This is a genomic window from Streptomyces qaidamensis (assembly GCF_001611795.1).
GTDB lineage: Bacteria > Actinomycetota > Actinomycetes > Streptomycetales > Streptomycetaceae > Streptomyces > Streptomyces qaidamensis.
On record NZ_CP015098.1, the window covers coordinates 3,117,963 to 3,144,437 of the forward strand.

General features: G+C 69.4%; 19 protein-coding genes and 2 tRNA genes. 3 read left to right on the forward strand and 18 right to left on the reverse strand.

Going from position 1 to position 26,475, the window contains the following annotated elements; genetic code table 11:
- Positions 1-129: 129 nt before the first annotated feature.
- From A4E84_RS13645 to A4E84_RS13695, 11 genes are all read right to left on the reverse strand, one after another.
- Entirely contained in the window at positions 130-2,094 is a 1,965-nt protein-coding gene (locus A4E84_RS13645; RefSeq protein WP_062931435.1) for a TIGR03960 family B12-binding radical SAM protein, read from the reverse strand.
- Positions 2,095-2,181: 87 nt separating this feature from the next.
- Entirely contained in the window at positions 2,182-3,684 is a 1,503-nt protein-coding gene (locus A4E84_RS13650; RefSeq protein WP_062926839.1) for a CYTH and CHAD domain-containing protein, read from the reverse strand.
- Between the two features lie 53 nt (positions 3,685-3,737).
- Positions 3,738-4,940 (reverse strand): rod shape-determining protein RodA, encoded by a 1,203-nt coding sequence (gene rodA / locus A4E84_RS13655; RefSeq protein WP_062931436.1) that lies wholly within the window; start codon positions 4,938-4,940, stop codon positions 3,738-3,740.
- Positions 4,937-7,183, reverse strand: coding sequence for a penicillin-binding protein 2 (mrdA, locus tag A4E84_RS13660; protein ID WP_062931437.1), 2,247 nt, complete (start codon positions 7,181-7,183; stop codon positions 4,937-4,939). The genes rodA and mrdA overlap by 4 nt, the downstream gene beginning before the upstream one ends.
- A 148-nt stretch (positions 7,184-7,331) precedes the next feature.
- A complete protein-coding gene (gene mreD / locus A4E84_RS13665; RefSeq protein ID WP_062926840.1) occupies positions 7,332-8,003 on the reverse strand; it encodes a rod shape-determining protein MreD in 672 nt (223 codons plus the stop codon).
- 13 nt (positions 8,004-8,016) lie between these two features.
- Entirely contained in the window at positions 8,017-8,964 is a 948-nt protein-coding gene (gene mreC, locus A4E84_RS13670; RefSeq protein WP_062926841.1) for a rod shape-determining protein MreC, read from the reverse strand.
- A gap of 144 nt (positions 8,965-9,108) precedes the next feature.
- A complete protein-coding gene (locus A4E84_RS13675; protein WP_006133575.1) occupies positions 9,109-10,128 on the reverse strand; it encodes a rod shape-determining protein in 1,020 nt (339 codons plus the stop codon).
- A gap of 275 nt (positions 10,129-10,403) precedes the next feature.
- Positions 10,404-10,817, reverse strand: coding sequence for a nucleoside-diphosphate kinase (ndk, locus tag A4E84_RS13680; protein WP_062926842.1), 414 nt, complete (start codon positions 10,815-10,817; stop codon positions 10,404-10,406).
- Between the two features lie 65 nt (positions 10,818-10,882).
- Positions 10,883-11,239 carry a DUF4233 domain-containing protein gene (locus tag A4E84_RS13685; RefSeq protein ID WP_062926843.1) on the reverse strand — a complete coding sequence of 119 codons (357 nt, stop codon included), beginning with the start codon at positions 11,237-11,239 and terminating at the stop codon, positions 10,883-10,885.
- Positions 11,240-11,244: 5 nt separating this feature from the next.
- The gene (gene folC, locus A4E84_RS13690) at positions 11,245-12,768 is read right to left on the reverse strand and encodes a bifunctional tetrahydrofolate synthase/dihydrofolate synthase (RefSeq protein ID WP_062926844.1); all 1,524 of its coding nucleotides are present in this window, start codon (positions 12,766-12,768) and stop codon (positions 11,245-11,247) included.
- Between the two features lie 167 nt (positions 12,769-12,935).
- A complete protein-coding gene (locus tag A4E84_RS13695) occupies positions 12,936-15,566 on the reverse strand; it encodes a valine--tRNA ligase (RefSeq protein ID WP_062926845.1) in 2,631 nt (876 codons plus the stop codon).
- 138 nt (positions 15,567-15,704) lie between these two features.
- Here A4E84_RS13695 and A4E84_RS13700 point away from each other — a divergent pair, with 138 nt between their 5' ends.
- Positions 15,705-16,673, forward strand: coding sequence for a hypothetical protein (locus A4E84_RS13700; RefSeq protein WP_062926846.1), 969 nt, complete (start codon positions 15,705-15,707; stop codon positions 16,671-16,673).
- 66 nt (positions 16,674-16,739) lie between these two features.
- Here A4E84_RS13700 and clpX read toward each other — a convergent pair whose 3' ends face one another.
- The 5 genes from clpX to A4E84_RS13725 all read right to left on the reverse strand — a co-directional run bounded on the left by clpX (position 16,740) and on the right by A4E84_RS13725 (position 21,650).
- Positions 16,740-18,026 carry an ATP-dependent Clp protease ATP-binding subunit ClpX gene (gene clpX / locus A4E84_RS13705; protein ID WP_062926847.1) on the reverse strand — a complete coding sequence of 429 codons (1,287 nt, stop codon included), beginning with the start codon at positions 18,024-18,026 and terminating at the stop codon, positions 16,740-16,742.
- Between the two features lie 180 nt (positions 18,027-18,206).
- Entirely contained in the window at positions 18,207-18,914 is a 708-nt protein-coding gene (locus tag A4E84_RS13710; RefSeq protein WP_062926848.1) for an ATP-dependent Clp protease proteolytic subunit, read from the reverse strand.
- A gap of 110 nt (positions 18,915-19,024) precedes the next feature.
- Positions 19,025-19,630, reverse strand: a complete 606-nt coding sequence (locus A4E84_RS13715; protein WP_062931438.1) for an ATP-dependent Clp protease proteolytic subunit — start codon at positions 19,628-19,630, stop codon at positions 19,025-19,027.
- Between the two features lie 356 nt (positions 19,631-19,986).
- Positions 19,987-21,381, reverse strand: a complete 1,395-nt coding sequence (gene tig, locus A4E84_RS13720; RefSeq protein WP_062926849.1) for a trigger factor — start codon at positions 21,379-21,381, stop codon at positions 19,987-19,989.
- Between the two features lie 192 nt (positions 21,382-21,573).
- Positions 21,574-21,650: transfer RNA gene (locus A4E84_RS13725), tRNA-Pro, on the reverse strand.
- Between the two features lie 164 nt (positions 21,651-21,814).
- Here A4E84_RS13725 and A4E84_RS13730 point away from each other — a divergent pair.
- Positions 21,815-21,888: transfer RNA gene (locus A4E84_RS13730), tRNA-Gly, on the forward strand.
- A 90-nt stretch (positions 21,889-21,978) separates the two neighbouring features.
- On the opposite strand, the gene A4E84_RS13735 is transcribed toward A4E84_RS13730, so the two are convergent.
- Positions 21,979-24,357, reverse strand: coding sequence for a protein kinase domain-containing protein (locus tag A4E84_RS13735; RefSeq protein WP_062926850.1), 2,379 nt, complete (start codon positions 24,355-24,357; stop codon positions 21,979-21,981).
- Positions 24,358-24,464: 107 nt separating this feature from the next.
- Complete coding sequence (locus A4E84_RS13740; protein ID WP_030836210.1) at positions 24,465-24,659, reverse strand: hypothetical protein; 195 nt, start codon at positions 24,657-24,659, stop codon at positions 24,465-24,467.
- Positions 24,660-25,358: 699 nt separating this feature from the next.
- Here A4E84_RS13740 and A4E84_RS13745 point away from each other — a divergent pair.
- Complete coding sequence (locus A4E84_RS13745; RefSeq protein WP_237304904.1) at positions 25,359-26,471, forward strand: acyltransferase family protein; 1,113 nt, start codon at positions 25,359-25,361, stop codon at positions 26,469-26,471.
- Positions 26,472-26,475 lie beyond the last annotated feature (4 nt).

A 26,475-nucleotide genomic window follows, 5' to 3' on the forward strand; every position in this document is an offset into this window, starting at 1 on the left:
CGGCCAGAGGCAGCACCAGTACGCCAGGACGCCATCGGGGCCCGACACGACTGAGCCCCCTCCGGGTCGAAGGGGGCTCAGTGATCACCTGCTTCAGGCCTCCATTACCGGGGCGGTGCGCCACTCACGTCAGTGCGAGTGCCCGCTCGGCGCCGGCGCCGCGTTCTTGACCGTCAGGGGCAGCAGCTTCTTGCCCGTCGGGCCGATCTGGATGCTCGTGTCCATCTGCGGACACACCCCGCAGTCGAAGCACGGCGTCCAGCGGCAGTCGTCGACCTCGGTCTCGTCGAGGGCGTCCTGCCAGTCCTCCCAGAGCCAGTCCTTGTCCAGGCCGGAGTCGAGGTGGTCCCAGGGGAGGACCTCCTCGTAGGTGCGCTCGCGGGTGGTGTACCAGTCGACGTCGACGCCGAAGGGGGCCAGCGCCTTGTCGGCGCAGGCCATCCAGCGGTCGTACGAGAAGTGCTCGCGCCAGCCGTCGAAGCGGCCGCCGTCGTCGTAGACCGCGCGGATGACCGCGCCGATGCGGCGGTCGCCCCGGGAGAGCAGGCCCTCGACGATGCCGGGCTTTCCGTCGTGGTAGCGGAAGCCGATCGAGCGGCCGTACTTCTTGTCGCCGCGGATCTTGTCCCGCAGCTTCTGCAGCCGGGCGTCCGTCTCCTCGGCGGAGAGCTGCGGGGCCCACTGGAAGGGCGTGTGCGGCTTGGGGACGAAGCCGCCGATCGAGACCGTGCAGCGGATGTCGTTGGAGCGGGAGACCTCGCGGCCCTTGGCGATGACCTTCGTCGCCATGTCGGCGATCTGCAGGACGTCGTCGTCGGTCTCCGTCGGCAGGCCGCACATGAAGTACAGCTTCACCTGGCGCCAGCCGTTGCCGTAGGCGGTGGCGACCGTGCGGATCAGGTCGTCCTCGGAGACCATCTTGTTGATGACCTTGCGGATGCGTTCCGAGCCGCCCTCGGGGGCGAAGGTGAGACCGGAGCGGCGGCCGTTGCGCGTCAGCTCGTTCGCCAGGTCGATGTTGAAGGCGTCCACGCGGGTGGAGGGAAGCGACAGGCCGATCTTGTCTTCCTCATAGCGGTCGGCGAGGCCCTTGGCGATGTCGCCGATCTCCGTGTGGTCGGCCGAGGAGAGGGACAGCAGGCCGACCTCCTCGAAGCCGGTGGCCTTCAGTCCCTGCTCGACCATGTCGCCGATGCCCGTGATGGAGCGCTCGCGCACCGGGCGGGTGATCATGCCGGCCTGGCAGAAGCGGCAGCCGCGGGTGCAGCCGCGGAAGATCTCCACCGACATGCGCTCGTGGACCGTCTCGGCCAGCGGGACAAGGGGCTGCTTCGGGTACGGCCACTCGTCGAGGTCCATGACGGTGTGCTTGGACACGCGCCACGGGACCCCGCTGCGCTTCGGCACGACGCGGGCGATACGGCCGTCCGGCAGGTACTCGACGTCGTAGAAGCCGGGGACGTACACCCCGCCCGTCTTCGCCAGGCGGAAGAGGAGCTCCTCGCGGCCTCCGGGGCGGCCCTCCGCCTTCCAGGCACGGACGATCGCGGTGATCTCCAGGACCGCCTGCTCGCCGTCGCCGATCACCGCGCAGTCGATGAAGTCGGCGATCGGCTCGGGGTTGAACGCCGCGTGGCCGCCGGCCAGGACGATCGGGTCGTCGAGACCGCGGTCCTTGGACTCCAGCGGGATGCCGGCCAGGTCGAGGGCGGCCAGCATGTTCGTGTAGCCCAGCTCCGTGGAGAAGGACAGGCCGAACACGTCGAAGGCCTTCACGGGCCGGTGGCTGTCGACCGTGAACTGCGGGACCCGGTGCTCACGCATGAGCTCCTCGAGGTCGGGCCACACGCTGTACGTGCGCTCGGCGAGGACGCCCTGCTGCTCGTTGAGCACCTCGTAGAGGATCATGACGCCCTGGTTGGGCAGACCGACCTCGTAGGCGTCCGGGTACATGAGCGCCCAGCGGACGTCGCAGGAGTCCCAGTCCTTGACCGTGGAGTTGAGCTCTCCGCCGACGTACTGGATCGGCTTCTGCACATGCGGGAGCAGAGCTTCGAGCTGCGGGAAGACCGACGCAGCGACTTCGGCAGGCATGTCGCGCACCTTCGTGAGCTGGACTGAACTGACAGGGGTGACCATCCAGACTAACGCGATCGCGGGGCGCCTCCGTACGCCGGAAGGTCAGAGGTCCGCCGCACTGTCCTTGATCCCGTCCCAGCGCCCGGGCAGTTCGGCCTCCACGCGGGCCGCCCGCTGCTCCTCGCGCTCGTGGAGCAGGCCGTAGGTGAAGGCGCTCTCTCCCGCAGCGTGGGCGACCGCCGACAGCTCGCGCAGGGCCTGCCGGGCCATCACGCTGTCCTGGTGTTCGCCGAGCAGGTTCTGCAGCGACTTCATGGACTTGACCATGGTCTTGGCCCGTTTGCCGAGGACGGGCTCGGCCGCCTCCGCGGCGTAACGGGTGCGCTTGGTCTTCTTGCGGGCCTCGTGCAGCGCGAGGTCCCGGTCGGTGCCGGGCTCCAGGTCCGCCGCCTGCCCGATCAGCCCGGACACCTTGCGGAAGTCCTTGCGCACGGCCTTGGCGATCGGCTTGCGGGGCTCCTTGCCGGCCGCCTTCAGCAGCGGAGGGTCGGCGATCAGCGTGTCAAGGGTGTCGAGGAGGGCCAGGTAGCGGCGGGAGTCCAGGACGCCGAGGAGGCGGCCGCGGGCGCCGTGGTGCTCGGCGCTGGACCAGGAGTGCAGGCGCTTGGCGACCGGACCGCGGACCAGGCCGTCGGGCACCTCGTCGAGGGCCGCGGTCAGGCGGTCGGTCAGCACCTCGCGGTCCCGGTCCAGGCCGAGCTCGCCGGCGAGCCACTTCAGCTCGTCGCCGACGGGGTCGGTGACGGTCCGGTCGAGGATCTTGCCGAACGACTTGAAGGTGCTGCGCAGCCGGCGGGTGGCCACGCGCATGCTGTGCACGGAGTCCTCGGCGTCCCGGCGGACGGCGGGGTCGAGCTCGACGATCGCGTCCCGCTGGGTGCGCACGTATGCCAGTACATGGTCTCCGGCCGTCACCGGTCGACGGAGGTGCGGGGACTTACGCCGCTTGCCCGGTGCCGTCTCCTCCAGGGCGCGGGCCAGCTTCGACGAGGACGCCGAGGGCCGTACGCCCGCCTTGCGCAGCCGCTTCTCCACCTTGTCGAGGAGGGCCGGGTCTCCTCCGTCGGCGAGTTCCACCTCGATCTCGGTCCACCGCGCTTCTCCGCCCCCCGTGAGCCGCTCGGCGTGCACGGTGTCCACGCTCATCTCGGCGAGCAGCCTGCTGTCCGCGTCGAGCAGATGGCGTACGTCGCGGTCGGAGCGCAGCCGGACCACCGGCAGCAGCTCGCTGTCGCGGACCCGGGAGCGGACGAGCGCGGCGAGGTCGTCGGGGAGGGTGTCGGAGAGCGGGGCGTGGATCTCGTCGCGGACGCCCGGGGCGACCGGGAACTTCAGGTGCCAGCCGGCGTCGGAACCGCCGGTGCGGCGGCGCAGGGTGACGGACGACGCTGCGAGGCGTTCGTCGCCGGTGTCGTAGTAGGTGGCGTCGAGGTGGGCCACACCTTTGTCGACGACGGCCGCGACCCCGGCGACTCCGGTCAGGTCGGGCAGTCCGCTGTCCGCCGATTCGTACTTCCGCTCGATCTCGCGCTTGCTGTCCGTCATGAACCGAATCTAGTCGGCCGGGGCGCGGGGCGGCAGAGGGCCACCCCGCGGGGTCAGGCCGACATCGGTCGTTGCACCCGGATCGACTGCAGCAGCCCCACCGCTATCCACACGGCGAACATCGATGATCCGCCGTAGGACACGAACGGCAGGGGCAGGCCGGTGACCGGCATGATGCCGAGCGTCATGCCGACGTTCTCGAACGTCTGGAAGGCGAACCAGGCGACGATGCCGGCGGCCACGATCGTGCCGTACAGGTCCGTGGTCTCCCGGGCGATGCGGCAGGCCCGCCACAGGACGATGCCGAGCAGCAGGATGATCAGGCCGCCGCCGAGGAAGCCCAGCTCCTCCCCTGCCACGGTGAAGACGAAGTCCGTCTGCTGTTCGGGGACGAACTGGCCGGTGGTCTGCGAGCCGTGGAAGAGGCCGGAGCCGGTCAGGCCTCCCGAACCGATGGCGATGCGGGCCTGGTTGGTGTTGTAGCCGACACCGGCCGGGTCGAGTGCGGGGTTGGCGAAGGCGGCGAAGCGGGCGATCTGGTAGTCGTCGAGCACGCCGAGCTGCCAGACGGTGACCGCGCCGAGGGTGCCCGCGCCGAGCAGGCCGAACACCCAGCGGTTGGACGCTCCGGAGGCGAGCAGCACGCCGAGCACGATGATGACCATCACCATGACCGACCCGAGGTCGGGCATCAGCATGACGATCAGCATGGGGACGGCGGCCAGGCCGAGCGCCTGCACGACCGTGCGGTGGTCGGGGTACTGCTTGTCGCCCGCGTCGACCCGGGCCGCCAGCAGCATCGCCATGCCCAGGATGATCGTGACCTTGACGAACTCCGAGGGCTGGAGCGAGAAGCCGCCGGGCAGCTTGATCCAGGAGTGGGCGCCGTTGATCGTGGAGCCGAGCGGGGTCAGCACCAGCAGAATCAGCAGCAGCGAGAAGCCGTACAGGACCGGGACGGCCGTGCGCAGGGCGCGGTGGCCGAGCCAGATCGTGCCGGCCATCAGGACGATGCCGATGCCGGTGTTGAGCAGGTGCCGGACGAGGAAGTAGTACGGGTCGCCCTGGTTGAGCTCCGTGCGGTTGCGGGTCGCCGAGTAGACGAGGAGCGTGCCGAGCAGCGACAGGGCCACCGCCGACAGCAGGATCGGCCAGTCGAGGCGCCGGGCCACCGAGTCACGGGCGAGCAGTCGGGTCCAGCCGGAGCGCTCGGGTCCGTAGCCGGAGACCTGGAAGCTGTTCACTCCGCCGGTCATGCGGGGCACCTCCGGCTTCCCCGGCGGCGGCGCCGCCTTCGGGTGTCACGGTTCTCCGGCGTCGGCGGGGCGGCCGTCGCCGGCTGGAGCGGGTCGGCCGGCGCGTTCGGGTCCTTCTTCTTGGCCTGCTGGTCCTTGGCCGGGTCCTTGGAGACCTTCGGGGAGGTGATGGTGCCGTCCGTCCTGACCTTCGGCAGGTTCTTCTGCGGGGTCGGCAGCAGCGCCTTCTTGGAGTCGATGTCGCCGTCCTCGGAGACGCCGTACAGCGCGTTGTAGATGTTGCGGACGGCGGGGCCCGAGGCGCCGGAACCCGTACCACCCTGGGAGATCGTCATGACGATCGAGTAGTCCTTGGTGTACGTGGCGAACCAGGAGGTCGTCTGCTTGCCGTAGACCTCCGCCGTACCCGTCTTGGCGTGCATCGGGATCTTGTCCTGCGGCCAGCCGCCGAACCTCCAGGCGGCCGTACCGCGGGTGGCGACTCCCGCGAGGGCTTCGTCTATCTCGTTGCGCGTCTTCTGCGTCATCGGCAGCTTGCCGTGCGACTCGGGCTTGATCGGCGTGACGGTCTTGCCGTCGGCGCTGATGACGGCCTTGCCGACGGAGGGGTTGTAGAGGGTGCCGCCGTTGGAGATGGCCGAGTAGATGGTGGCCATCTGGATGGGCGTGACGAGCGTGTCGCCCTGGCCGATGGAGTAGTTGACGGAGTCACCGGCGCGCATGCGGTTGCCTTCGAGGCAGTTCTCGTAGGCGATCTTCTCGGCGTAGCTGCCGTTGCGCTTGCCGGTGCGGCACCAGGCGTCCTTGTTGGCCTTCCAGTAGTTCAGCTTCCACTGGCGGTCGGGGACGCGGCCGGTGACCTCGTTGGGCAGGTCGATGCCGGTCTCCTTGCCGAGGCCGAACTGGTGGGCGGTCTTGTAGAACCAGTCGTTGGTCTTCTTCTTCGGTTTGGTGCCGCCGTCCTTCTTCCACTCCTCGTGGGAGAGCCGGTAGAAGACGGTGTCGCAGGAGACCTCCAGGGCGCGGCCGAGGCTGATGGGGCCGTGGCTCTGGGATTCGAAGTTCTTGAAGACCTGGCCGCCGATCGAGTACGAGCTGGAGCAGTTGTAGGGGCCGTTGAAGGAGTATCCGGCGTTGACCGCGGCGGCCGTCGGGATGACCTTGAAGATCGAGCCGGGGGCCGACTGGCCCTGGATCGCGCGGTTCAGCAGCGGGTAGTTGGAGCTCTTGCCGGTGAGGCGGGTGTAGTCCTTGGCGGAGATGCCGCCCACCCAGGCGTTCGGGTCGTAGGTGGGGTTCGAGGCCATGGCGACGACGCGGCCGGTCTTGGCCTCCATGACGACCACCGCGCCGGAGTCGGCCTTGTAGTTGGTGCCCGTGTTGCGGTCGTGCTGCTTGCGGGCCTCCTTCATGGCCTCGTTCAGCTGGTACTCGGCGATGCGCTGGACCCGGGAGTCGATGCTGGTGACGAGGTTGTCGCCCGGGTGGGCCGGGTCGGCCTCGGCCTGGCCGATGACCCGGCCGAGGTTGTCGACCTCGTAGCGGGTGACGCCCGCCTTGCCGCGCAGCGCCTTGTCGTACTGGCGCTCCAGGCCCGAGCGGCCGACCTGGTCGGAGCGCAGGTACGGCGAGTTGGTGTTCTGCGCCTTCTTGATCTCCTCGTCGGTGACCGGCGAGAGGTAGCCGAGGACCTGGGCGGTGTTGGCCTTGCCGGGGCTCGGGTAGCGGCGCACGGCTTCCGGCTCGGCGGTGATGCCGGGGAAGTCCTCGGCGCGCTCGCGGATCTGGAGGGCCTGCTTGGGGGTGGCCTCGTCGGTGATGGGGATGGGCTGGTAGGGCGAGCCGTTCCAGCAGGGCTGCGGCGTCTTGGCGTCGCACAGCCGGACCTTCCCCTGGACTTCCTTGGGCGTCATGCCCAGGACCCCGGCGAGCTTGGTGAGGACGTCCTTGCCGTCGTCCTTCATCTTCAGCAGGTCGGTGCGCGAGGCGGAGACGACCAGCCGTGTCTCGTTGTCCGCGAGGGCCACGCCGCGGGCGTCCAGGATCGAGCCGCGGACGGCCGGCTCGACGACCTGCTGGACGTGGTTCCCCGACGCCTCCTTGGCGTAGGCCGCGCCCTCACGGATCTGGAGGTACCACAGACGCCCGCCGAGGGTGAGCAGGAGGGAGAGGACGAGGACCTGGATGACGACGAGCCGGATCTGGACCCGTGGATTCCGGCCGGTCTCGGGAATGTTGGTCACTGCGGCTGCCTCCTCCTCTCGGTGCGCGTACGGATGTGCGGGTGCGACGGTGCGTCCGGGCACGGATGTGCGGATACGGGTGATGAACGACGGGCCCACGAGCCGACGTTCCTACTGGACCGACCCGTTCGGGTGAACTTCCCTGCGTTCACAGCCGCTTGACCCCCTTGATGCGCCCGGCGCGTGCCATCCGCGCCCGGGCGGCCTTCACGCGCAGCCCGTTGCGCTGGCTGCCGATCTTCAGTCCGGTGCCGCCGGAGAGCCAGCCGGAGGAGATGTCCGTGGCCTTGGCGGCGGAGCCGGTGTCGGCGAGCGGATCGTTCTCGGCGCGCCGGGCCAGGGCCATGACCCCCGGCACGACGAAGGGGGCGAGCAGCAGGTCGTACAGGGCGGCCGTGAACAGCAGGCCGCCGAGGCCCACATGGCGGGCGGCGGTGTCCCCGACGAGGGCACCGACCCCGGCGTACAGCAGGGTGGAGCCGACCGCGGCGGCGACCACCACGGCCATCGGGCCGGTCGCGGACTTCAGCTGGCCCGTCTCGGGTTTCACCAGGCCCGCGAGGTAGCCGATGACGCACAGCACCAGGGCATAGCGCCCGGCGGCGTGGTCGGCGGGCGGGGCCAGGTCGGCGAGCAGGCCCGCGCCGAAACCGACGAGGGCGCCGCCCACGTGCCCGTACACCAGCGCGAGGCCGAGCACGGTGAGCAGCAGCAGATCGGGCACGGCGCCCGGCAGATGCAGGCGGGCGAGGACGCTGACCTGGATCACCAGGGCGACGACGACCAGGGCGGAGGAGAGCAGGATCCGGTTGACGCGCATGGGGTGACAGCTCCTACTGCTCTTGCTGGTTCTGGCCGTCCACGGGCGCCTCGGGGGACGGCGTCACGGTCACCGTCACCGTCGGCCTCGGGGTGGGCTTGGGCTTGGGCGGGAGCACCGTGTCACGCGGGTCCTTCTTCGGGGCCTCGACGACGACACCGACGATGTCGAGCTTGGTGAAGGCGGCGTAGGGCGTGACGTAGAGCGTGCGGGTCAGGCCGCCGCCGGAGGGGTCCACGCGGGAGACCACGCCGACGGGCACGCCGGGCACGAACGGCCGGTCGGCCTGGGAGCCGAAGGTGACCAGGCGGTCGCCCTTCTTCACCTCGGCCTTGCCGTTGAGGAGTTCGACGCGCAGCGGGCGGTCGCCCTGCCCCGAGGCGAAGCCGAGCTCGTCGCCGGACTCCATCCGGGTGCCGACCGTGAAGTCGGGGTCGCTGGCCAGCAGGACCGTGGCGGTGTTGGGCCCGACGGTGGTGACGCGGCCGACGAGCCCGTCCCCGTTCAGGACGGTCATGTCGCGCCTGATGCCGTCCTTGGCGCCGACGTCGATGGTGATGGTCCAGGAGAAGCCCTGTGCGGCTCCGATGGCGATGACCTCGGCGCCCTTGATGCCGTACTGGCCCTGGCCGGCGATCTTCAGCATCTTGTCGAGCTGCTTGAGGCGGCTGCGGCTGCGGTCGTCGCTGCCGAGGCGCGCCTTCAGGGCCGCGTTCTCCTGCTCCAGCGCGGCGAGCCGGTCGTGCCGCTCACCGGAGTCGCGGATGGCGGAGACCGCGTTGCCGACCGGGTCGACCGCGGCCGAGACGCCGCTCTCGATCGGGCCGAAGACCGTTGCCGCGCCCTGCCGGGCCCCGTCGACGGGCGAGTCCTCCCCACCGCGGATGTCCACCGTGATCAACGCGAACGCGATGGCGATCAGCAGCACCAGGAGCAGCCGGCTCTCTCGTGTGTCCCTCACGTGCGGCGGCCGTGCCCTTCCTCATAGGAATTCGGGAAGCCCCAGGGAAACCCGAGGGGCTGCTATGTGGGAGCTTATGCAGCTGTATCAACGATCCGCCGTACGAGAGGAGATCGTCCCGTACGGCGGAATCGAAGAGTTATGTCATCTGCGCGGCTGGGCGTCCAGCACCTGCTGGAGCGCTTCGAACTCCTCGACGCACTTTCCGGATCCGAGCGCCACGCTGTCCAGCGGGTCCTCGGCGATGTGGATCGGCATGCCGGTCTCCCGGCGCAGCCGCTCGTCGAGACCGCGCAGCAGCGCTCCGCCGCCGGTCAGAACGATTCCTCGGTCCATGATGTCGCCGGACAGCTCCGGCGGACACTTGTCGAGGGTCGTCTTGACGGCGTCGACGATCGCGTTGACCGGCTCCTCGATCGCCTTGCGGACTTCGGCGGCGGAGATGACGACGGTCTTCGGCAGCCCGGAGACGAGGTCCCGGCCGCGGATTTCGGTGTGCTCGTCGGTGTCGAGGTCGTACGCCGAACCGATCGTGATCTTGATCTGCTCGGCCGTGCGCTCACCCAGCAGGAGGGAGTACTCCTTCTTGATGTGCTGGATGATCGCGTTGTCCAGTTCGTCGCCCGCGACACGGATGGACTGGGCGGTGACGATGCCGCCGAGGGAGATGACCGCGACCTCCGTGGTGCCGCCGCCGATGTCGACCACCATGTTGCCCGTGGCCTCGTGGACCGGCAGGCCGGAGCCGATGGCCGCGGCCATGGGCTCCTCGATGATGTGCACCTGACGGGCGCCGGCCTGGGACGACGCCTCGATGACGGCGCGGCGCTCGACGCCCGTGATGCCCGAGGGCACACAGACGACGACCCGCGGACGAGCCAGATACCGCCGCTTGTGGATCTTCAGAATGAAGTAACGGAGCATCCGCTCGGTGATCTCGAAGTCGGCGATCACGCCGTCCTTCAGCGGACGCACGGCAACGATGTTGCCGGGCGTGCGCCCGATCATCTTCTTCGCTTCGGCGCCGACCGCGAGGATGCCACCGGTGTTGGTGTTGATCGCGACGACGGACGGCTCGTTGAGTACGATCCCGCGACCCCTGACGTACACCAGCGTGTTGGCGGTCCCGAGGTCGACAGCCATGTCACGGCCGATGAACGACATTGAGTTCCCCATCAGGATTCGTCTGGCCTTCCCACTGGCTTTTGAGGGCTTTTCAGGTAGGCAAAGGTGGGTGCTGTGACGTGAAGGCTTCCATCGTAGACGCGCCTTCGCGAACACTGCGGGAGGGTCTCCGCCATTGTCAGCAGATGCCGTCCGCATTCGCTTCTGGAGACGGGCGTTCGGGGACCATCGTTCCCTCGATCGCCACGCATATGCCGCAAAGTCCGGGGGCCTGGGGCCCCCGGCCTGCCGAATGTGCTGGTGAGGTGCGGGGGCTACGCCCGGCCGGGGAAGAAAATCTTCACCTCGCGCTCGGCGGACTCCTCGGAGTCGGAGGCGTGAATCAGGTTCTCCCGGACGATGACGCCGAAGTCGCCGCGGATGGAGCCGGGGGCGGCGGCGATCGGGTCGGTCGGGCCGGCGAGCGCGCGCACACCCTCGATGACCCGCTCGCCCTCGACGATCAGCGCCACGACCGGCCCGGAGGCCATGAACTCCACCAGCGGCTCGTAGAAGGGCTTGCCCTTGTGCTCGCCGTAGTGCTGCTCCAGCGTGTCCTGGTCCAGCGTGCGCAGCTCCAGCGCGGTGATCGTCCAGCCCGCCTTGCGCTCGATGCGGCTGATGATCTCGCCGGTCAGGCCGCGACGGACGGCGTCGGGCTTGAGGAGGACGAGGGTGCGCTGGCTCACGACGGGCTCCTTGTACGTAAAGGTTTAGCGGTGGGACGAGGTTACCCGGCGTGTCGGGGCGCCTGTTACGCAGCGTCAGGTGTGGAGGAGCCCGCCTGGGCCGCGAATCTCGCCTTCGCCTCGTCCACCTTCCGGCCGTAGTGCACCGACGCCCACCACAGGGCCGCGAAGATCGCCCCCAGGAAGAACATGCTCGGGACGACGAACCCCGACGCGATGAGCGCGATCTGCAGCGCCCAGCCGAGGACGACCCCGCCCGGGCGGGTCACCAGGCCGCACAGCACCAGACACAGGAACATCGCGATGCCGCTGACCGTCCACACTGTCGCCATGGACAGGTCAGGGTCCTTCATGGCGACCAGACCGGCGAACCCGATGACGAAGAACTCGCCGATCAGCGTCGAAGAACAGAGCGTGCGCACGGGACTCAGCCCCTCCCCAGGAGCAGTCGGGCCTCGCCGACGGTGATGACCGAACCGGTGACGAGCACACCGCCGCCGGCGAACTCGCCCTCCTCCTCGGCCAGCGTGATGGCGGCCTCCAGCGCGTCGGGCAGCCGCGGCTCGACCTGGACGCGCTCCTCGCCGAACACCTCCACGGCGATCCCGGCGAGCTCGTCGGCGTCCATCGCGCGGTGGCTGGAGTTCTGCGTGATCACGACCTCGGCGAACACCGGCTCGAAGGCCTCCAGCAGCCCCCGGACGTTCTTGTCGCCGCTCGCGCCGACCACGCCGATGAGGCGGCTGAACTGGAACGCCTCCCCGATCGCCTCGGCCGCCGCCCGGGCACCCGCCGGGTTGTGGGCGGCGTCAAGCACGACCGTCGGCGACCGGCGCACGACCTCCAGCCGGCCCGGCGAGGCCACGGCGGCGAAGGCCTTGCGGACGGTGTCCGGATCCAGCGCGTCGGCCCGCTGCGCACCGACGCCGAAGAACGCCTCGACGGCGGCGAGCGCCACGGCGGCGTTGTGCGCCTGGTGCGCGCCGTGCAGCGGCAGGTACACCTCGGGGTACTCACCGCCGAGCCCGCGCAGCGTCACCAGCTGCCCGCCGACGGCCACCTGCCGCTCGACGACACCGAACTCCAGCCCTTCCCGGGCCACGGTCGCGTCCACCTCGACGGCCTTCTTCAGCAGCACCTGCGCCGCGTCGACCGGCTGCTGCGCCATGATGACCGTCGCACCCTGCTTGATGATGCCGGCCTTCTCCGTGGCGATCTCGGCGTGCGTGGTGCCGAGCCGGTCGGTGTGGTCGAGGTCTATGGGCGTGACGACGGCGACGTCACCGTCGATCACGTTCGTGGCGTCCCAGGAGCCGCCCATGCCGACCTCGACGACGGCGACGTCCGCGGGGGCGTCGGCGAACGCCGCGTACGCCATGCCGGTGAGCACCTCGAAGAAGGACAGCCGGTATTCCTGGGAGGCGTCGACCATCTCCACGTACGGCTTGATGTCCTGGTACGTCTCGATGAACCGCTCGGGTGAGATGGGGGCGCCGTCGAGGCTGATGCGCTCGGTGATCGACTGCACGTGCGGCGAGGTGTAGCGGCCGGTGCGCAGCTCGAAGGCGCCGAGCAGGGCCTCGATCATGCGGGCCGTGGAGGTCTTGCCGTTCGTGCCCGTGATGTGGATCGACGGGTACGACCGCTGCGGCTCCCCCAGCACGTCCATCAGCGCGGCGATACGGCTGACGGAGGGCTCCAGCTTCGTCTCGCCCCAACGGGTGGCGAGCTCGGTCTCGACCTCGCGCAGGGCCTTGTCGACCTCGGGGTCGGCGGGGCGCGTGGGGATGTCGGCGTCGGGCGGGCCGCCCTGGGTGCGCAGGGTTCGGCTGCCGGCCTCGATGACCGCGAGGTCGGGGTCGCGGGTGGTCTCCTCCGCGATGATCTCGTCGAAGGCGTTGAGGGGATCGGGCTGGTCGTCGGCGTTGTGGTCTGGAGGGAGCTCGCTCACGGGGCCCAGTCTACGGAGGGGCAGTGACATCGGTCGGGGGTGGTTTGTGTCGTCGTGTGTGTGCGGGTCGTCCGTGGCTCGTCGCGCAGTCCCCGCGCCCCTCGGAAGCACGTACGTGGAGGCCCCGGCGCTGAGCAGCACCGGGGCCTCCACGACCGTACGGACCCTTACGCCTGCGGCAGCCTCTCCAGCTGCGCCTGGATGCGGGCGATGTCCTCCTCCGCCTTTGCCAGGCGGGTGCGGATCTTGTCCACGACGTGGTCGGGGGCCTTCGCCAGGAACGCCTCGTTGCCGAGCTTGGCGTTCGCCTGGGCCTTCTCCTTCTCGGCCGCCGCCAGGTCCTTGGCCAGGCGCTTGCGCTCCGCCGCCACGTCGATCGTGCCGGAGAGGTCGAGGGCGACCTCCGCGCCGGCGACCGGGAGGGTGGCCGTGGCCGTGAAGGCCTCACCCTCCGGCTGGAGCCGGAGCAGCTGGCGGATGGCGGCCTCGTGGGGCGCGAACCGCGTGCCGTCCAGGGTCAGCCGGGCCGGGACCCGCTGGCCGGGCTGGAGGCCCTGGTCGGCGCGGAAGCGGCGGACCTCGGTGATGACCGACTGGAGGGACTCGATCTCGCGCTCGGCGTCGGCGTCCCGGAAGCCACTGTCCTTCGGCCAGTCGGCGATGACGACCGACTCGCCGCCGGTGAGCGTGGTCCACAGGGTCTCGGTGACGAACGGGACCACCGGGTGCAGCAGCTTCAGCGTGACGTCGAGGACCTCACCGAGGACGCGCTGGGAGACCTCGGCTGCCTCGCCGCCCGCCTGGAACGTCGTCTTGGACAGCTCGACGTACCAGTCGAAGACCTCGTCCCACGCGAAGTGGAACAGGGCGTCGGAGAGCTTCGCGAACTGGTAGTCCTCGTAGAACGCGTCGACCTCGGCGACCACCGAGTTGAGGCGGGACAGGATCCAGCGGTCGGTCGCCGACATCTTCGAGACGTCCGGCAGCGGTCCCTCGATCGTCGCGCCGTTCATCATCGCGAAGCGCGTCGCGTTCCAGATCTTGTTGGCGAAGTTCCGGGAGCCTTGGACCCAGTCCTCGCCGATCGGGACGTCGACGCCGGGGTTCGCACCACGAGCGAGCGTGAACCTCAGCGCGTCACTGCCGTACTTGTCCATCCAGTCCAGCGGGTTGACCGCGTTGCCGAAGGACTTCGACATCTTCTTGCCGAACTGGTCGCGGACCATGCCGTGCAGGGCGATGGTGTGGAACGGCGGGGTGCCGTCCATCGCGTACAGGCCGAACATCATCATCCGGGCGACCCAGAAGAAGAGGATGTCGTAGCCGGTGACCAGGACCGAGTTCGGGTAGAACTTCGCGAGCGACTCGGTCTGTTCGGGCCAGCCGAGGGTGGAGAACGGCCACAGGCCCGAGGAGAACCAGGTGTCGAGGACGTCGGTGTCCTGACGCCAGCCCTCGGCCTCGGTGCCGGGCGCCTCCTCGTCGGGGCCGACGCAGACGACCTCGCCGTTCGGGCCGTACCAGACCGGGATGCGGTGGCCCCACCACAACTGCCGCGAGATGCACCAGTCGTGGAGGTTGTCGACCCAGTCGAAGTAGCGCTTCTCCATCTCCTGCGGGTGGATCTTGACGCGCCCGTCACGGACGGCGTCACCGGCGGCCTTCGCGAGCGGCCCGACCTTGACCCACCACTGCATGGACAGGCGCGGCTCGATCGTCGTCTTGCAGCGCGAGCAGTGGCCGACGGAGTGGACGTACGGCCGCTTCTCCGCCACGATCCGGCCCTCGGCGCGCAGCGCGGCGACGATCGCCGAGCGGGCCTCCAGGCGATCCAGGCCCTGGAAGGGGCCGTGGGCGGTGATGACCGCGTGCTCGTCCATGACCGTCAGGGCCGGGAGGTCGTGGCGCTGGCCGATCTCGAAGTCGTTCGGGTCGTGCGCCGGGGTCACCTTGACGGCGCCCGTGCCGAACTCCGGGTCGACGTGCTCGTCCGCGACGACCGGGATGGAGCGGTCGGTCAGCGGCAGCTTGACCAGCTTGCCGATCAGGTGCTTGTACCGCTCGTCCTCGGGGTGGACGGCGACGGCCGTGTCACCGAGCATCGTCTCGGCGCGGGTGGTGGCGACGACGATGGTGTCGTCCCCGTCGCCGTACTTCATGGAGACGAGCTCGCCGTCGTCGTCCTGGTACTCGACCTCGATGTCCGAGATGGCCGTCAGACAGCGCGGGCACCAGTTGATGATGCGCTCGGCGCGGTAGATCAGCTCGTCGTCGTAGAGGCGCTTGAAGATGGTCTGGACGGCCTGGGACAGGCCCTCGTCCATCGTGAAGCGCTCGCGCGACCAGGCGACACCGTCGCCCAACCGCCGCATCTGGCCGCTGATCTGGCCGCCGGACTCGCCCTTCCACTGCCAGACGCGCTCGACGAACGTCTCACGGCCCAGGTCGTGGCGGGACTTGCCCTCCTTGGCGAGCTCCCGCTCGACGACGTTCTGCGTGGCGATGCCGGCATGGTCCATGCCGGGCTGCCACAGCGTCTCGTAGCCCTGCATGCGCTTGCGGCGCGTCAGGGCGTCGATGAGCGTGTGCTCGAAGGCGTGCCCCAGGTGGAGCGAGCCCGTGACGTTCGGCGGCGGGATGACGATGGTGTACGGCGGCTTCTGGCTCTTCTCGTCCGCCTCGAAGTAACCCCGCTCTACCCAGCGCTCGTACAGCGGCCCCTCCACGTCGGCCGGCGCGTACTGGGTCGGCAGGTCGGTGCTGGGCGCTGGTGGCTGCTGCTGAGCGTTCTCGGTCACGGGGGTCAGTTTAGAGGTGTCACCGGCTCGTACCGAAACGCGTTTGCTTCGTAACGGTGGGGGCCCCGATGCCATGCACACGGCGGGTCTGCGCCAGGATGTCCGGAACACATAAGCATCTGGAGGGGAACCCAGAACATGAGCTACAACCAGCCGGGCCCGTACGGCGGGCAGCCCCAGCAGCCCGGTCCGTACGGTCAGCCCGGCCCGTACGGTCAGCCGCCGCAGGCTCCCCAGCCCGGCTACGGCTACCCCCAGCAGGCCCCTCCGCCCCAGCCCGGCTACGGCTACCCGCAGCAGCCCCCGCAGGGCGTCCCGCCCCAGCAGGCGCCGTACGGCCAGCAGCCCCCGTACGGCCAGCAGCCGCAGCCGCCCTACGGCCAGGCCCCGTACGGCGTCCCCCAGCCTCCCGCCCCGGGCGGCGGCAAGAAGAAGACCGGCCTCATCATCGGCGCGGTCGCGGTCGTGGCGGCGATCGGCGTGGGCGCGTACTTCGTGATCGGCGGGGGCGGCGGAGCGGGCGCCCTGGAGGACGACGGCCCGCACAAGCTGGCGACTCCGGCGAAGGTGCTGAGCGAGTACAACCGCATCTCGAAGGACGGGGCGACCGCAGGCGACGACTCCACCAAGGAACTGGAGAAGAGCGGCGTCAAGAACGGCAAGTCGGTTCTGGGCACCTACTCCACGGTGGACCCCACCACGTACGACCCCACGGACCCGTCCTCGGCCGCCGAGATGGCCACGGCCAAGAGCGTCAACTTCTTCGGTGTCTACGGCGAGGTCTCCGACCCGGAGGCGTCCCTGGACACCTTCTTCGCCAACTTCAAGAAGTCCGCCGAGAAGGACTCCTCCAGCAGCAGCGGCGGCAAGACCGAGCTGATCGGCGAGCCGGAGGAGGCGGACCTCGACGGCGCGGTCATGAAGTGCCAGGCGGTCAAGGGCCCGAACGTCATGACCAAGAAGGAGCAGACCAACTGGTTCTGCGCCTGGGCCGACTACAGCACCATCGCGGTGGTCTCCTCGGGTACCGCCGCCGGGGACACGTCCAAGGACACCGCCGTCGACGTCACCACCAAGATCCGCCCGGAGATCCGCGTCAAGGTCTGACGACTCCGAAGGCACAAAGAGGAAGGGCCCCGGTCGATGACCGGGGCCCTTCCCTTCACGTCTGTGTCACGCCGTCTTCTGCTCGCCCGGCCCGCGTCCCCGCGCATCCCGCGGAATCAGGGTCGGATTGACGTTCGACTGGACGACGTCCGCCGTGATGACGACCCGGGCCACGTCCTTGCGGGACGGGACCTCGTACATCACGCCCTGGAGGACTTCCTCCATGATGGCGCGCAGGCCGCGCGCGCCGGTCTGGCGGAGGATGGCCTGGTCGGCGATGGCTTCGAGGGCCTCGCGCTCGAAGTCCAGCTCCACCCCGTCGAGTTCGAAGAGGCGCTCGTACTGCTTGACGAGCGCGTTGCGCGGCTCGACGAGGATCTGCAGCAGGGCCTCGCGGTCGAGGTTGTGGACCGAGGTGATGACCGGGAGGCGGCCGATGAACTCGGGGATCATGCCGAACTTGACCAGGTCCTCCGGCATGACCTCCTGGAACTGGTCCTTGGACTCCATCTCGCGCTTGGAGCGGATCTGCGCGCCGAAGCCGATGCCCTTGGCACCCGCCCGGGACTCGATGATCTTCTCCAGCCCGGAGAAGGCACCGCCCACGATGAACAGCACGTTCGTCGTGTCGATCTGGATGAACTCCTGGTGGGGGTGCTTGCGGCCGCCCTGCGGCGGGACCGAGGCCGTGGTGCCCTCCAGGATCTTCAGCAGGGCCTGCTGCACGCCCTCGCCCGAGACGTCGCGCGTGATCGAGGGGTTTTCACTCTTCCGCGCGACCTTGTCGATCTCGTCGATGTAGATGATCCCGGTCTCGGCCTTCTTGACGTCGTAGTCGGCCGCCTGGATCAGCTTGAGCAGGATGTTCTCGACGTCCTCGCCGACGTAACCGGCCTCCGTGAGGGCCGTGGCGTCGGCGATCGCGAAGGGGACGTTCAGCATGCGCGCGAGGGTCTGCGCGAGGAGGGTCTTGCCGGAGCCGGTGGGGCCGAGGAGCAGGATGTTGGACTTCGCCAACTCGATGGCGTCGTCACGGCCGTTCGCCCCACCGTTCTCGCCGGCCTGGACGCGCTTGTAGTGGTTGTACACCGCTACGGACAGGGCCTTCTTGGCAGCCTCCTGGCCGACCACGTAGCCCTCGAGGAACTCGTAGATCTCGCGGGGCTTCGGGAGTTCCTCCCAGCGGACCTCGCTGGTCTCCGCCAGCTCTTCCTCGATGATCTCGTTGCAGAGGTCGATGCACTCGTCGCAGATGTACACACCGGGCCCTGCGATGAGCTTCTTGACCTGCTTCTGGCTCTTGCCGCAGAACGAGCACTTGAGCAGATCGCCGCCGTCACCGATGCGTGCCACGGTGTGCTTCCCCTTCGCCTGGGAGACTCCTGGACGTCGACGTCCAGCGGACTCCTGGTGCTGCCTTATGTCCGACGGTACCTTGCCGGGCCACCCGTCCGGCCCCCCTTGGCGCGGTTCGCTTTGACGTGAACCGAGCCAAACCATGCCAAGGGGCGGCAGACGATACAGCCTCTCGCCTCAGCGCAGGCTCGAGTTGTCCATCTTCCGGGTGCTGATGACCTGGTCGATCAGGCCGTAGCTCAGCGCGTCCTCGGCCGTGAGGATCTTGTCGCGCTCGATGTCCTCGCGGATCTTCTCGACCGGCGTGGTGGAGTGCTTGGCCAGCATCTCCTCCAGCTGCGAGCGCATCCGGAGGATCTCGTTGGCGGCGATCTCCAGGTCGGACACCTGACCGCGGCCGGTCTCGCTGTACGGCTGGTGGATCAGCACGCGCGCGTTCGGCAGGGCCATGCGCTTGCCCGGCGTCCCGGCGGCGAGCAGGACGGCGGCGGCGGAGGCGGCCTGGCCCATGCAGACCGTCTGGACGTCCGGCTTCACGTACTGCATCGTGTCGTAGATCGCCGTGAGCGCCGTGAAGGAGCCGCCGGGGCTGTTGATGTAGACCGAGATGTCACGGTCGGGGTCCATCGACTCCAGGCACAGCAGCTGCGCCATGACGTCGTTGGCGGAGGCGTCGTCGATCTGGACGCCGAGGAAGATCACGCGCTCCTCGAAGAGCTTCGCGTACGGGTCGTACTCGCGGATGCCCTGGGAGGTGCGCTCGACGAAGCGGGGAATGATGTAGCGGGACTCGGCCTGCGGGCCGGTGTAGCGGCCCTGCGAGGCGCTCATGTCCTGCACGGCGTGCATACGGTCGTAGATCCCACTGCCGGGGAACTGGTTCACGGTGTCTCCTGAAATGGGCTGAGGCGGTCGGCTGGGGCTGGCTGGGGTCGCTGGGGCCCGGGGAGGGCTCCGCGGGCCTCACGGGGCCCCACAGGCCCCGTGGGGCCCGCTCAGGCCCCGGTGCCGCCGCCGCCCGGCATACCGGCGGCCGTGGGCATGACGTCGTCGATGAGGCCGTACTCCTTGGCCTCGAAGGCGTCGAACCAGCGGTCGCGGTCCGAGTCGCGGGTGATCTGCTCGACCGACTGGCCGGTGTGCTGCGAGGTCAGCTCGGCCATGCGCTTCTTGGTGTGCAGCAGCCGCTCGGCGTGGATCTTGATGTCCGAGGCCGAGCCGGCCAGGCCGGCGGAGGGCTGGTGGATCAGGATCTCGGCGTTCGGCAGCGCGAAGCGCTTGCCGGGGGTGCCCGCGCTGAGCAGGAACTGGCCCATCGAGGCCGCGAGACCCATGGCGATGGTCACCACGTCGTTCTTGATGTACTGCATGGTGTCGTAGATCGCCATACCGGCCGTGATGGAACCGCCGGGGCTGTTGATGTACAGGTAGATGTCCTTGTCCGGCTCGGCGGCAAGGAGCAGCAGCTGCGCGGTGATCTTGTTCGCGATGTCGTCGTCGACCGGCTGGCCGAGGAAGATGATCCGCTCGTTGAGCAGCCGGTTGTAGACCTGGTCGCCGAGGCCGCCACCGATAGAGGGCTCGCCGGCGGCTGAGGGCATCAGATTCGTCACGTATCCACCTGCTCGTCTTACGACGGCGCCGGGCCGTCTCACGTTTCCCTAGGGGCTAGGAGCCGTTCGGGGACTCCACTGCCCTCGTATTCATGGACCCTAACGCGCGGGTCCCTTCGGGGAATCCCGGAGATGGGAGTGTTCGCCGGGGGCGTAGCGCGGTGGGCTCCGCCGGGGCGCCGTGCGGTCTCGTCGTGGGTGGTGCGGAAATCGCCCGACCGCGGGCGGGTGCGGGCTTGTCGCGCAGTTCCCCGCGCCCCTGGAGTGCGCTTGCCCCCCTGGGTGGCGAGAAGGCCCTGGGGCATGCCCCAGGGCCTTCTTCACGGACTCACCGCTGCCGGGGCTCAGCCCTCGGTCTTCTCCTCGGCGGAGGCCTCCGTGGCCTCGGCCTCGGCGGACTCGGTCTCGGCGGTCCCGGTCTCGTCCTCTTCGTCGTCGAGGTCGATGACCTCGCCGTTGGTGTCCTTGACCGTGGCCTTCTCGACCACGACGGCCAGGGCCTTGCCGCGGGCGACCTCGCCGACCAGGAGCGGAACCTGGCCGCCCTCGACGACCGCCTGGGCGAACTGGTCGGGGGACATGCCGGAGGAGGCCGCACGGCGCATGAGGTGCTCGGTGAGCTCCTCCTGGTTGACGTTCAGCTTCTCCTGCTTGACGAGCTCGTCGAGCACGAACTGGGTCTTGATGCCCTTGACCGCGGCTTCCTTGGTCTCGGCGTCGAACTCCTCCTCGCTCTTGCCCTGGATCTCCAGGTACTTCGGGAGGTCGAGGCCCATCTGGCCCAGCTGGTGGTGCTCGAGGTTGTGCTTGCGGGTGTTGATCTCGTCCTCGAGCAGCTTCTCGGGGACCGGGACCTCGACCAGGTCGAGCAGCTTCTCCAGGACGCGCTCCTGGGCCTGCGTGGCCTGGTCGTACTGCTTCATGTTCTCGAGGCGCTTGCGGCTGTCCGCGCGCAGCTCCTCGATGGTGTCGAACTCAGAGGCGAGCTGAGCGAACTCGTCGTCCAGCTCGGGCAGTTCACGCTTGGCGACCTGGGTGACCTTGACGGTGACCTCGGCCTCCTTGCCGGCGGCGGAGCCGCCCTTGAGCTCGGAGGTGAAGGTGGCCTCGCCACCGGCCTCCAGGCCCTTCACGGCGTCGTCGATGCCTTCCAGCAGCTCACCGGAGCCGATGGTGTAGGAGACGCCGTCGGCGACGCCGTCCTCCAGGACCTCGCCGTCGACCTTGGCCTGCAGGTCGATCGTCACGACGTCGCCGTCCTCGGCGGCACGCTCGACCGGGGCGGTGGAGGCGAAGCGCTCGCGCAGCTCCTCGACGGCCTTGTCGACGTCCTCGTCGGTGACCTCGACCGCGTCGACCTCGACCTCGATGCCGGAGAAGTCCGGGATCTCGATGGCCGGGCGGATGTCGACCTCGGCGGTGAAGTTCAGCGTCTCGCCGTCCTTCAGCTCCGTGATGTCGACCTCGGGCTGGCCCAGCACGCTGAGCTCGGCCTCGTTGACCGCGTCGGTGTAGAACTTGGGAAGCGCGTCGTTGACCGCCTCCTCCAGAACCGCACCGCGGCCGAACCGCTGGTCGATGACCCGGGCCGGGACCTTGCCCTTGCGGAAGCCCTTCACCGTGACCTGCTGGTTGATCTTCTTGTACGCCGCGTCGAGGCTGTCCTTGAGCTCCTCGAAGGGCACCTCGACAGTCAGCCGAACCCGGGTCGGGTTCAGGGTCTCCACGGCGCTCTTCACGGTTCGGTCTCCTTGTGGCTGACTTCTTGGTTTCTGCCGGGGCCAGAACGGCCCGGCGGATTTCGCCGCCCGGAGACTTCAGACGCTGAGACACACGGGCGTGCAGCTTGCATAGTAACGGCAGCGCCTACACCGCCCAAAAGGCGATCACGCGAATGATCGGATGGGCGATCACGCGAATGATCGGGTGGCTGGTCGGGGTGGCGGGATTTGAACCCACGGCCTTCCGCTCCCAAAGCGGACGCGCTACCAAGCTGCGCCACACCCCGTCTGGTGCGACACGTAGGGTACATGCCGACGAGCGGTGCGGCGGCCGCTTTTCCACAGGGTCCGTGCCGCGTCGGCTCCGGCGGGAATGCGGTGTGCGACCGAGGGGGCCGACCCGCTACGATGCCTTCAGTGCCGCGGTCACCCGACCTGCGGCGCGTGCTGTGCGGGCGTAGCTCAATGGTAGAGCCCTAGTCTTCCAAACTAGCTACGCGGGTTCGATTCCCGTCGCCCGCTCCATACGGCTCAGGGCCAGGTCAGAGGATCATTCCTCCGCCTGGCCCTGATCGTTTCCCGGCCGGGGATCGTTCCTGTGTCAGGCCCGCTGATTCAGAGGGTCCGGACGTCCAGGGTGTAGACGGAGCGGTCGCCGTACGGGATGTACAGGGCGTCCCCGACCAGGGTGAGGGGGGCGCCGGAGGTGTTGTCGGGATCGCCGCTGTCGTCGCGGCCGTCGCGGGTGCCTTCGATCCTGCCGGTGGAGACGTTCAGGGCGGCCACCCGGCCACTGGGGGACGCGAAGTAGACGTGCGTGGCGGAGGCGGCCGGCGGGCCCTGCTGCTCCACGCTGGAATTGCTGTCCCAGAGGGTCCGGCCCGTGCGGGGCGAGACCGCGCTGACGCCGCCGCTGCCCCGGGTGAAGTAGACGGTTCCGCGCCGGAGGTACGCGCCGGACGCCTCGGCCTGCTTGCCGGAGACCCGCACGGCGGTGAGCTCGCGCGAGGAGACGTCGAGCAGGGTCAGGCCCTTGCCGGGCGAGTACGTGTTCGACAGCACCAGGCTGTCGCCGTCCCGGCCGAGCAGGTCCTGGGCGCCCTTCGCCTCGACCGACCAGCGGAGCTTGCCGTCGGACGTGCCGATCTCGGACACGGTGGTCCTGGCGGTGCCCTGCTCCCACCTGCCGGTGGTGCAGATCAGGTAGGCGCGTTCGGCCGCGGCGCGCAGCAGGCAGTTGTCCGCGCCCTGCGGCTCGGGGCGCTTCCAGCGGATTTCGCCCGTGCCGCTGTCGAGCAGGGCGTACTGCTCTCCCTGGGCGCCGTAGGACGTGACGACGCCTTCGGGGACGGCGACGGCGCCTCCCTGTTCGCCGTCGGGGGCGCTCGCCATCTGGCCGTCGGCCGTCTCGGTCCGCCACAGCACCTTTCCGGTGCCGGCGGCCAGGGCGGAGACCGTGTAGGTGAACAGCGGCCCGGCTCCGTCCGCCATCTCCCTCTCGTCCACCTGGTACGCGTAGACGCGGCCGCGGCCCGTGCCGATGATCGAGCCCTGGTCGCTGGTCAGGGTCCGCGGTGCGGTGGCGTCCACCGGCCGGGTCCAGGTGTTGCGGCCCCCGGCCAGGTCGAAGCGGGTCGCCATGACCTGGGCACCGGCGCAGAGCAGGGACGTGTCCACCACGGCGCAGTTCTGGAAGGACTCGCGGCCCATGCCACTGCCGATGTCCTTCGGGACCTTCGCCCTGGCGGCCCACGGTTTCCAGCCGTCGGGGAGGTCGGCCGCCCTGGCGGTGGAGGAGGGCGGGCGGTCGTTGTCGCGGATCAGGGTGACGGTGGTGGTGACGATCGCGGCGAGTGCCACGGCCGCTGCGGCCGAGATCAGCAGCAGCCCGTGTCTGCGGCGGCTACGGGTGCGCTCCGTTCCGGGCCCGGGTGCGCCGTCCGGGTCCCGTGGCGGCCGGCGCTGTTCCGTCGGGGTGCTGTCGGGTTGGGGGCGCCGCGCCTCGTGCCGCTCGGCGCCGGGCTCGCCGTCCGCCTCCTCGGGCAGCGCGTGGGACGTTTCACCCCGCCCGGTGCGGGCCGCGTCGGGCCATGCCGTGCCGGCCGGCTCGGTCGGCCGGGCGCCCGGCCACGGACGTACGGGGCGCGGCGCGCGGGTGCCGGGTACGAGGAGCGGACCGGGGGTGCCGCCGTCGCGGAGCAGCGTGAACAGTTCGTCCGCGGCGGGGCGGTCCTTGGGGTGCTTCTCCAGGCAGAGACGGATGAAGGGGAGCAGTTCGGCGGGGACGCCGGTGAGGTCCGGTTCTCCCTCGACGACCCGCAGGGCCGTTTCGTAGGGGCTCGGGCTGTCGAACGGGCCGCGGCAGGTGGCGGCGTGGGTGAGGACCGAGCCGAGGGAGAACATGTCGGCGGCCGGGCCGACGTCCTGCGGGGAGGCGAACTGCTCCGGGGACATGAAGGGCGGCGTGCCCATCACGCGGCCGGTCTGGGTGAGGACGTCGGAGGCGGCGTGGTCGGCGGCGCGGGAGATGCCGAAGTCGATGACGCGCGGGCCGTCCTCGGCGAGCATCACGTTGGCCGGCTTCAGGTCGCGGTGGACGACTCCGGCACGGTGGATGTCGCGCAGGGCCTCGGCGAGGCCGGCGGCCAGGCCGCGCAGGCGGGGCAGCGGGAGCGGGCCGTGCTCGCGGACGTGCGTGCCGAGGTCCGCCCCCGGGATGTAGAGCGTGGCCATCCAGGGGTGCGGGGCGTCGGCGTCGGCGTCCACGACGGGGGCGGTGAAGGCGCCGCTGACCCGGCGGGCGGCGGCGACCTCGCGGCGGAAGCGGGTGCGGAACTCGTCGTCGTCGGCGTACTGGCTGTGCACGACCTTGATCGCGAGGCGTCGGCCGGAGGCGGAGCGGGCCAGGTAGACCACGCCCATGCCGCCGGATCCGAGGCGGTCCTCGGTGCGGTAGCCGCCGACCTCCGCCGGGTCAGAGTCGCGCAGCGCCATCCCTGTACGTTCCCCCCGTCACGCACCGTCCTGTGGTCGGGGCGAGCGTAACCGCCCCTGCGCCGGGCCCGAAGCGCGGGGCGCGGGAGGGGGCGTCGGCGTCCCGGTCAGAAGCTGATGGAGTTGATGGTCTGCGCTATCGAGTTGAGGAACCGCTGGATGTCGTCGGCCATGCCGGTCGAGGCGAGGAAGAAGCCGAACAGGACCGCCACGATCGCCGGCCCTGCCTTGAGGGATCCCCCTCTCAGCAACACCACAAGGATGATCGCCAACAGCAGCACCACAGACAGTGAAATGGCCACAACTGATCACACACCCTCGGTCGGTCCGCTCTCCCGGCCCGGGGACGCGACCCCGCGCACCCCCGCCAGAACCATCGTGCCACCAACACGGCCGGGCTATGCGGCCGGTGACGCATCGACCACACACGTGTCGCACTCAGCCACGCGGGGACGTTTGTGTGCAAGGTCTCAACGGCGAAGAGTCGCACGGCAATTCGACGAGCCACCCGCACAGGGAATTCGGCCGTATCGTTTCCGTCTCCACACAACGTGTTCGCAGCTAATGCGAATTGCCACCACAAGCCCCTCAACGGACGTTCGAGCAGGGGCCCGAAGAGGGCTGAAGCGGACATTCCGCTGGAGTCGCCTGCTGGTCTTATGCGTCGCTTAGTCCGGAAGTATCATGACAAGCAGGACCCAGGCGGTGCACACAATCCGCCCTCGGATGATGTGTCGGCCATCACTCCGGCAGTGACGTCAACCACCCGTAATCCGGGGTACCCGCAGCGAATAGCCAGGAATCACTTCCGGCGTTTTACGAATAGCTGTTGGGAACGCTAGGGTGCCTCAGATGTTCCACGCTGCCTCGTCCCCCGCACGCGCAGCGAGGTCCCGGATCGTCTCCCCGAGCTCCTGGTGGGAGGGTCTGTGACGAACTCGCTGCGACCGAACGGCGACCGCAGGGCGCCACTTCCCCCGGCACAGTCACCGGCCGACGGAGTGCCGAGCCCCCGCTCGCCGCACAGCACGCAGAAGAAGCAGAACGGCAAGCAGCGCGACGCGTTCTTCGACAACGCGAAGTACCTCGCGATCGTGCTGGTGGCCATGGGTCACGCCTGGGAGCCGCTCAAGGGCGACAGCCGGATACTGGAGGCGGCGTACCAGGTCGTCTACGCGTTCCACATGCCGGCGTTCATCCTCATCTCCGGCTACTTCTCCCGCAGTTTCGACATGCGGCCCGACCGGCTGAAGCGCCTGATCACCGGCGTGGCCGTGCCCTACATCATCTTCGAGACGGCCTATCCGCTCTTCAAGCGGGTCATCGACAACGACCCGCACCAGGAGATCAGCCTCCTGGATCCCTGGTACCTGACCTGGTTCCTGGTCGCGCTGTTCATCTGGCGTCTGACCACTCCCATCTGGAACCTGGTGCGCTGGCCGCTGCCGCTGGCGCTGGGTCTCGCCATGCTGGCGACCGTCACCCCGGAGATCGGTGACGACCTGGACCTCCAGCGCGTCCTGCAGTTCCTGCCGTTCTTCGTGCTGGGCCTGGTGATGAAGCCCGAGCACTTCCACATGGTGCGCCGCCGTTCGGTGCGGATCGCCTCGGTGCCGCTGTTCGCCGTCGCGCTGGCCTTCAGCTGGTGGGCGGTGCCGCGTATGAACACCGCGTGGTTCTACCACCGTGACGCCGCGCAGGAGCTGGGCGCCCCGTGGTGGACCGGCCCCGTCATGGTGCTCGCGATGTTCGGCTGCTCCCTGGTGCTGACGGCCTGCTTCTTCGCCTGGGTGCCGCGCCGCCAGATGTGGTTCACCGCCCTCGGCGCCGGCACGCTCTACGGCTACCTGCTGCACGGCTTCCTGGTGAAGGCCGGCGACTACCAGGGCTGGTTCGAGGCGTCCTGGCTGCACCACCCGGCCGGTGAGATCCTCGTGACCGCCCTCGCGGCCGCCGTCGTGACGGTGCTGTGCACCAAGCCGGTGCAGCGCATGTTCCGGTTCGCGATGGAGCCGAAGATGGACTGGGCCTTCAAGAAGGACGCCGCCGAACTCGCCCGCGAACGCCAGGGCGCCGAGCGGCGCGAGCGCGAGCCCGAGAAGGTCAACGCCTGACCCT

Excerpts from the sequence above, each read along its gene's own strand:
- A4E84_RS13645 (WP_062931435.1), bottom strand. The coding sequence starts at position 2,094 with ATGCCTGCCGAAGTCGCTGCGTCGGTCTTCCCGCAGCTCGAAGCTCTG.
- A4E84_RS13650 (WP_062926839.1), bottom strand. The coding sequence starts at position 3,684 with ATGACGGACAGCAAGCGCGAGATCGAGCGGAAGTACGAATCGGCGGAC.
- rodA (WP_062931436.1), bottom strand. The coding sequence starts at position 4,940 with ATGACCGGCGGAGTGAACAGCTTCCAGGTCTCCGGCTACGGACCCGAG.
- mreD (WP_062926840.1), bottom strand. The coding sequence starts at position 8,003 with ATGCGCGTCAACCGGATCCTGCTCTCCTCCGCCCTGGTCGTCGTCGCC.
- A4E84_RS13675 (WP_006133575.1), bottom strand. The coding sequence starts at position 10,128 with ATGTCGTTCATCGGCCGTGACATGGCTGTCGACCTCGGGACCGCCAAC.
- A4E84_RS13700 (WP_062926846.1), top strand. The coding sequence starts at position 15,705 with ATGAGCTACAACCAGCCGGGCCCGTACGGCGGGCAGCCCCAGCAGCCC.
- A4E84_RS13715 (WP_062931438.1), bottom strand. The coding sequence starts at position 19,630 with ATGCCCTCAGCCGCCGGCGAGCCCTCTATCGGTGGCGGCCTCGGCGAC.
- A4E84_RS13735 (WP_062926850.1), bottom strand. The coding sequence starts at position 24,357 with ATGGCGCTGCGCGACTCTGACCCGGCGGAGGTCGGCGGCTACCGCACC.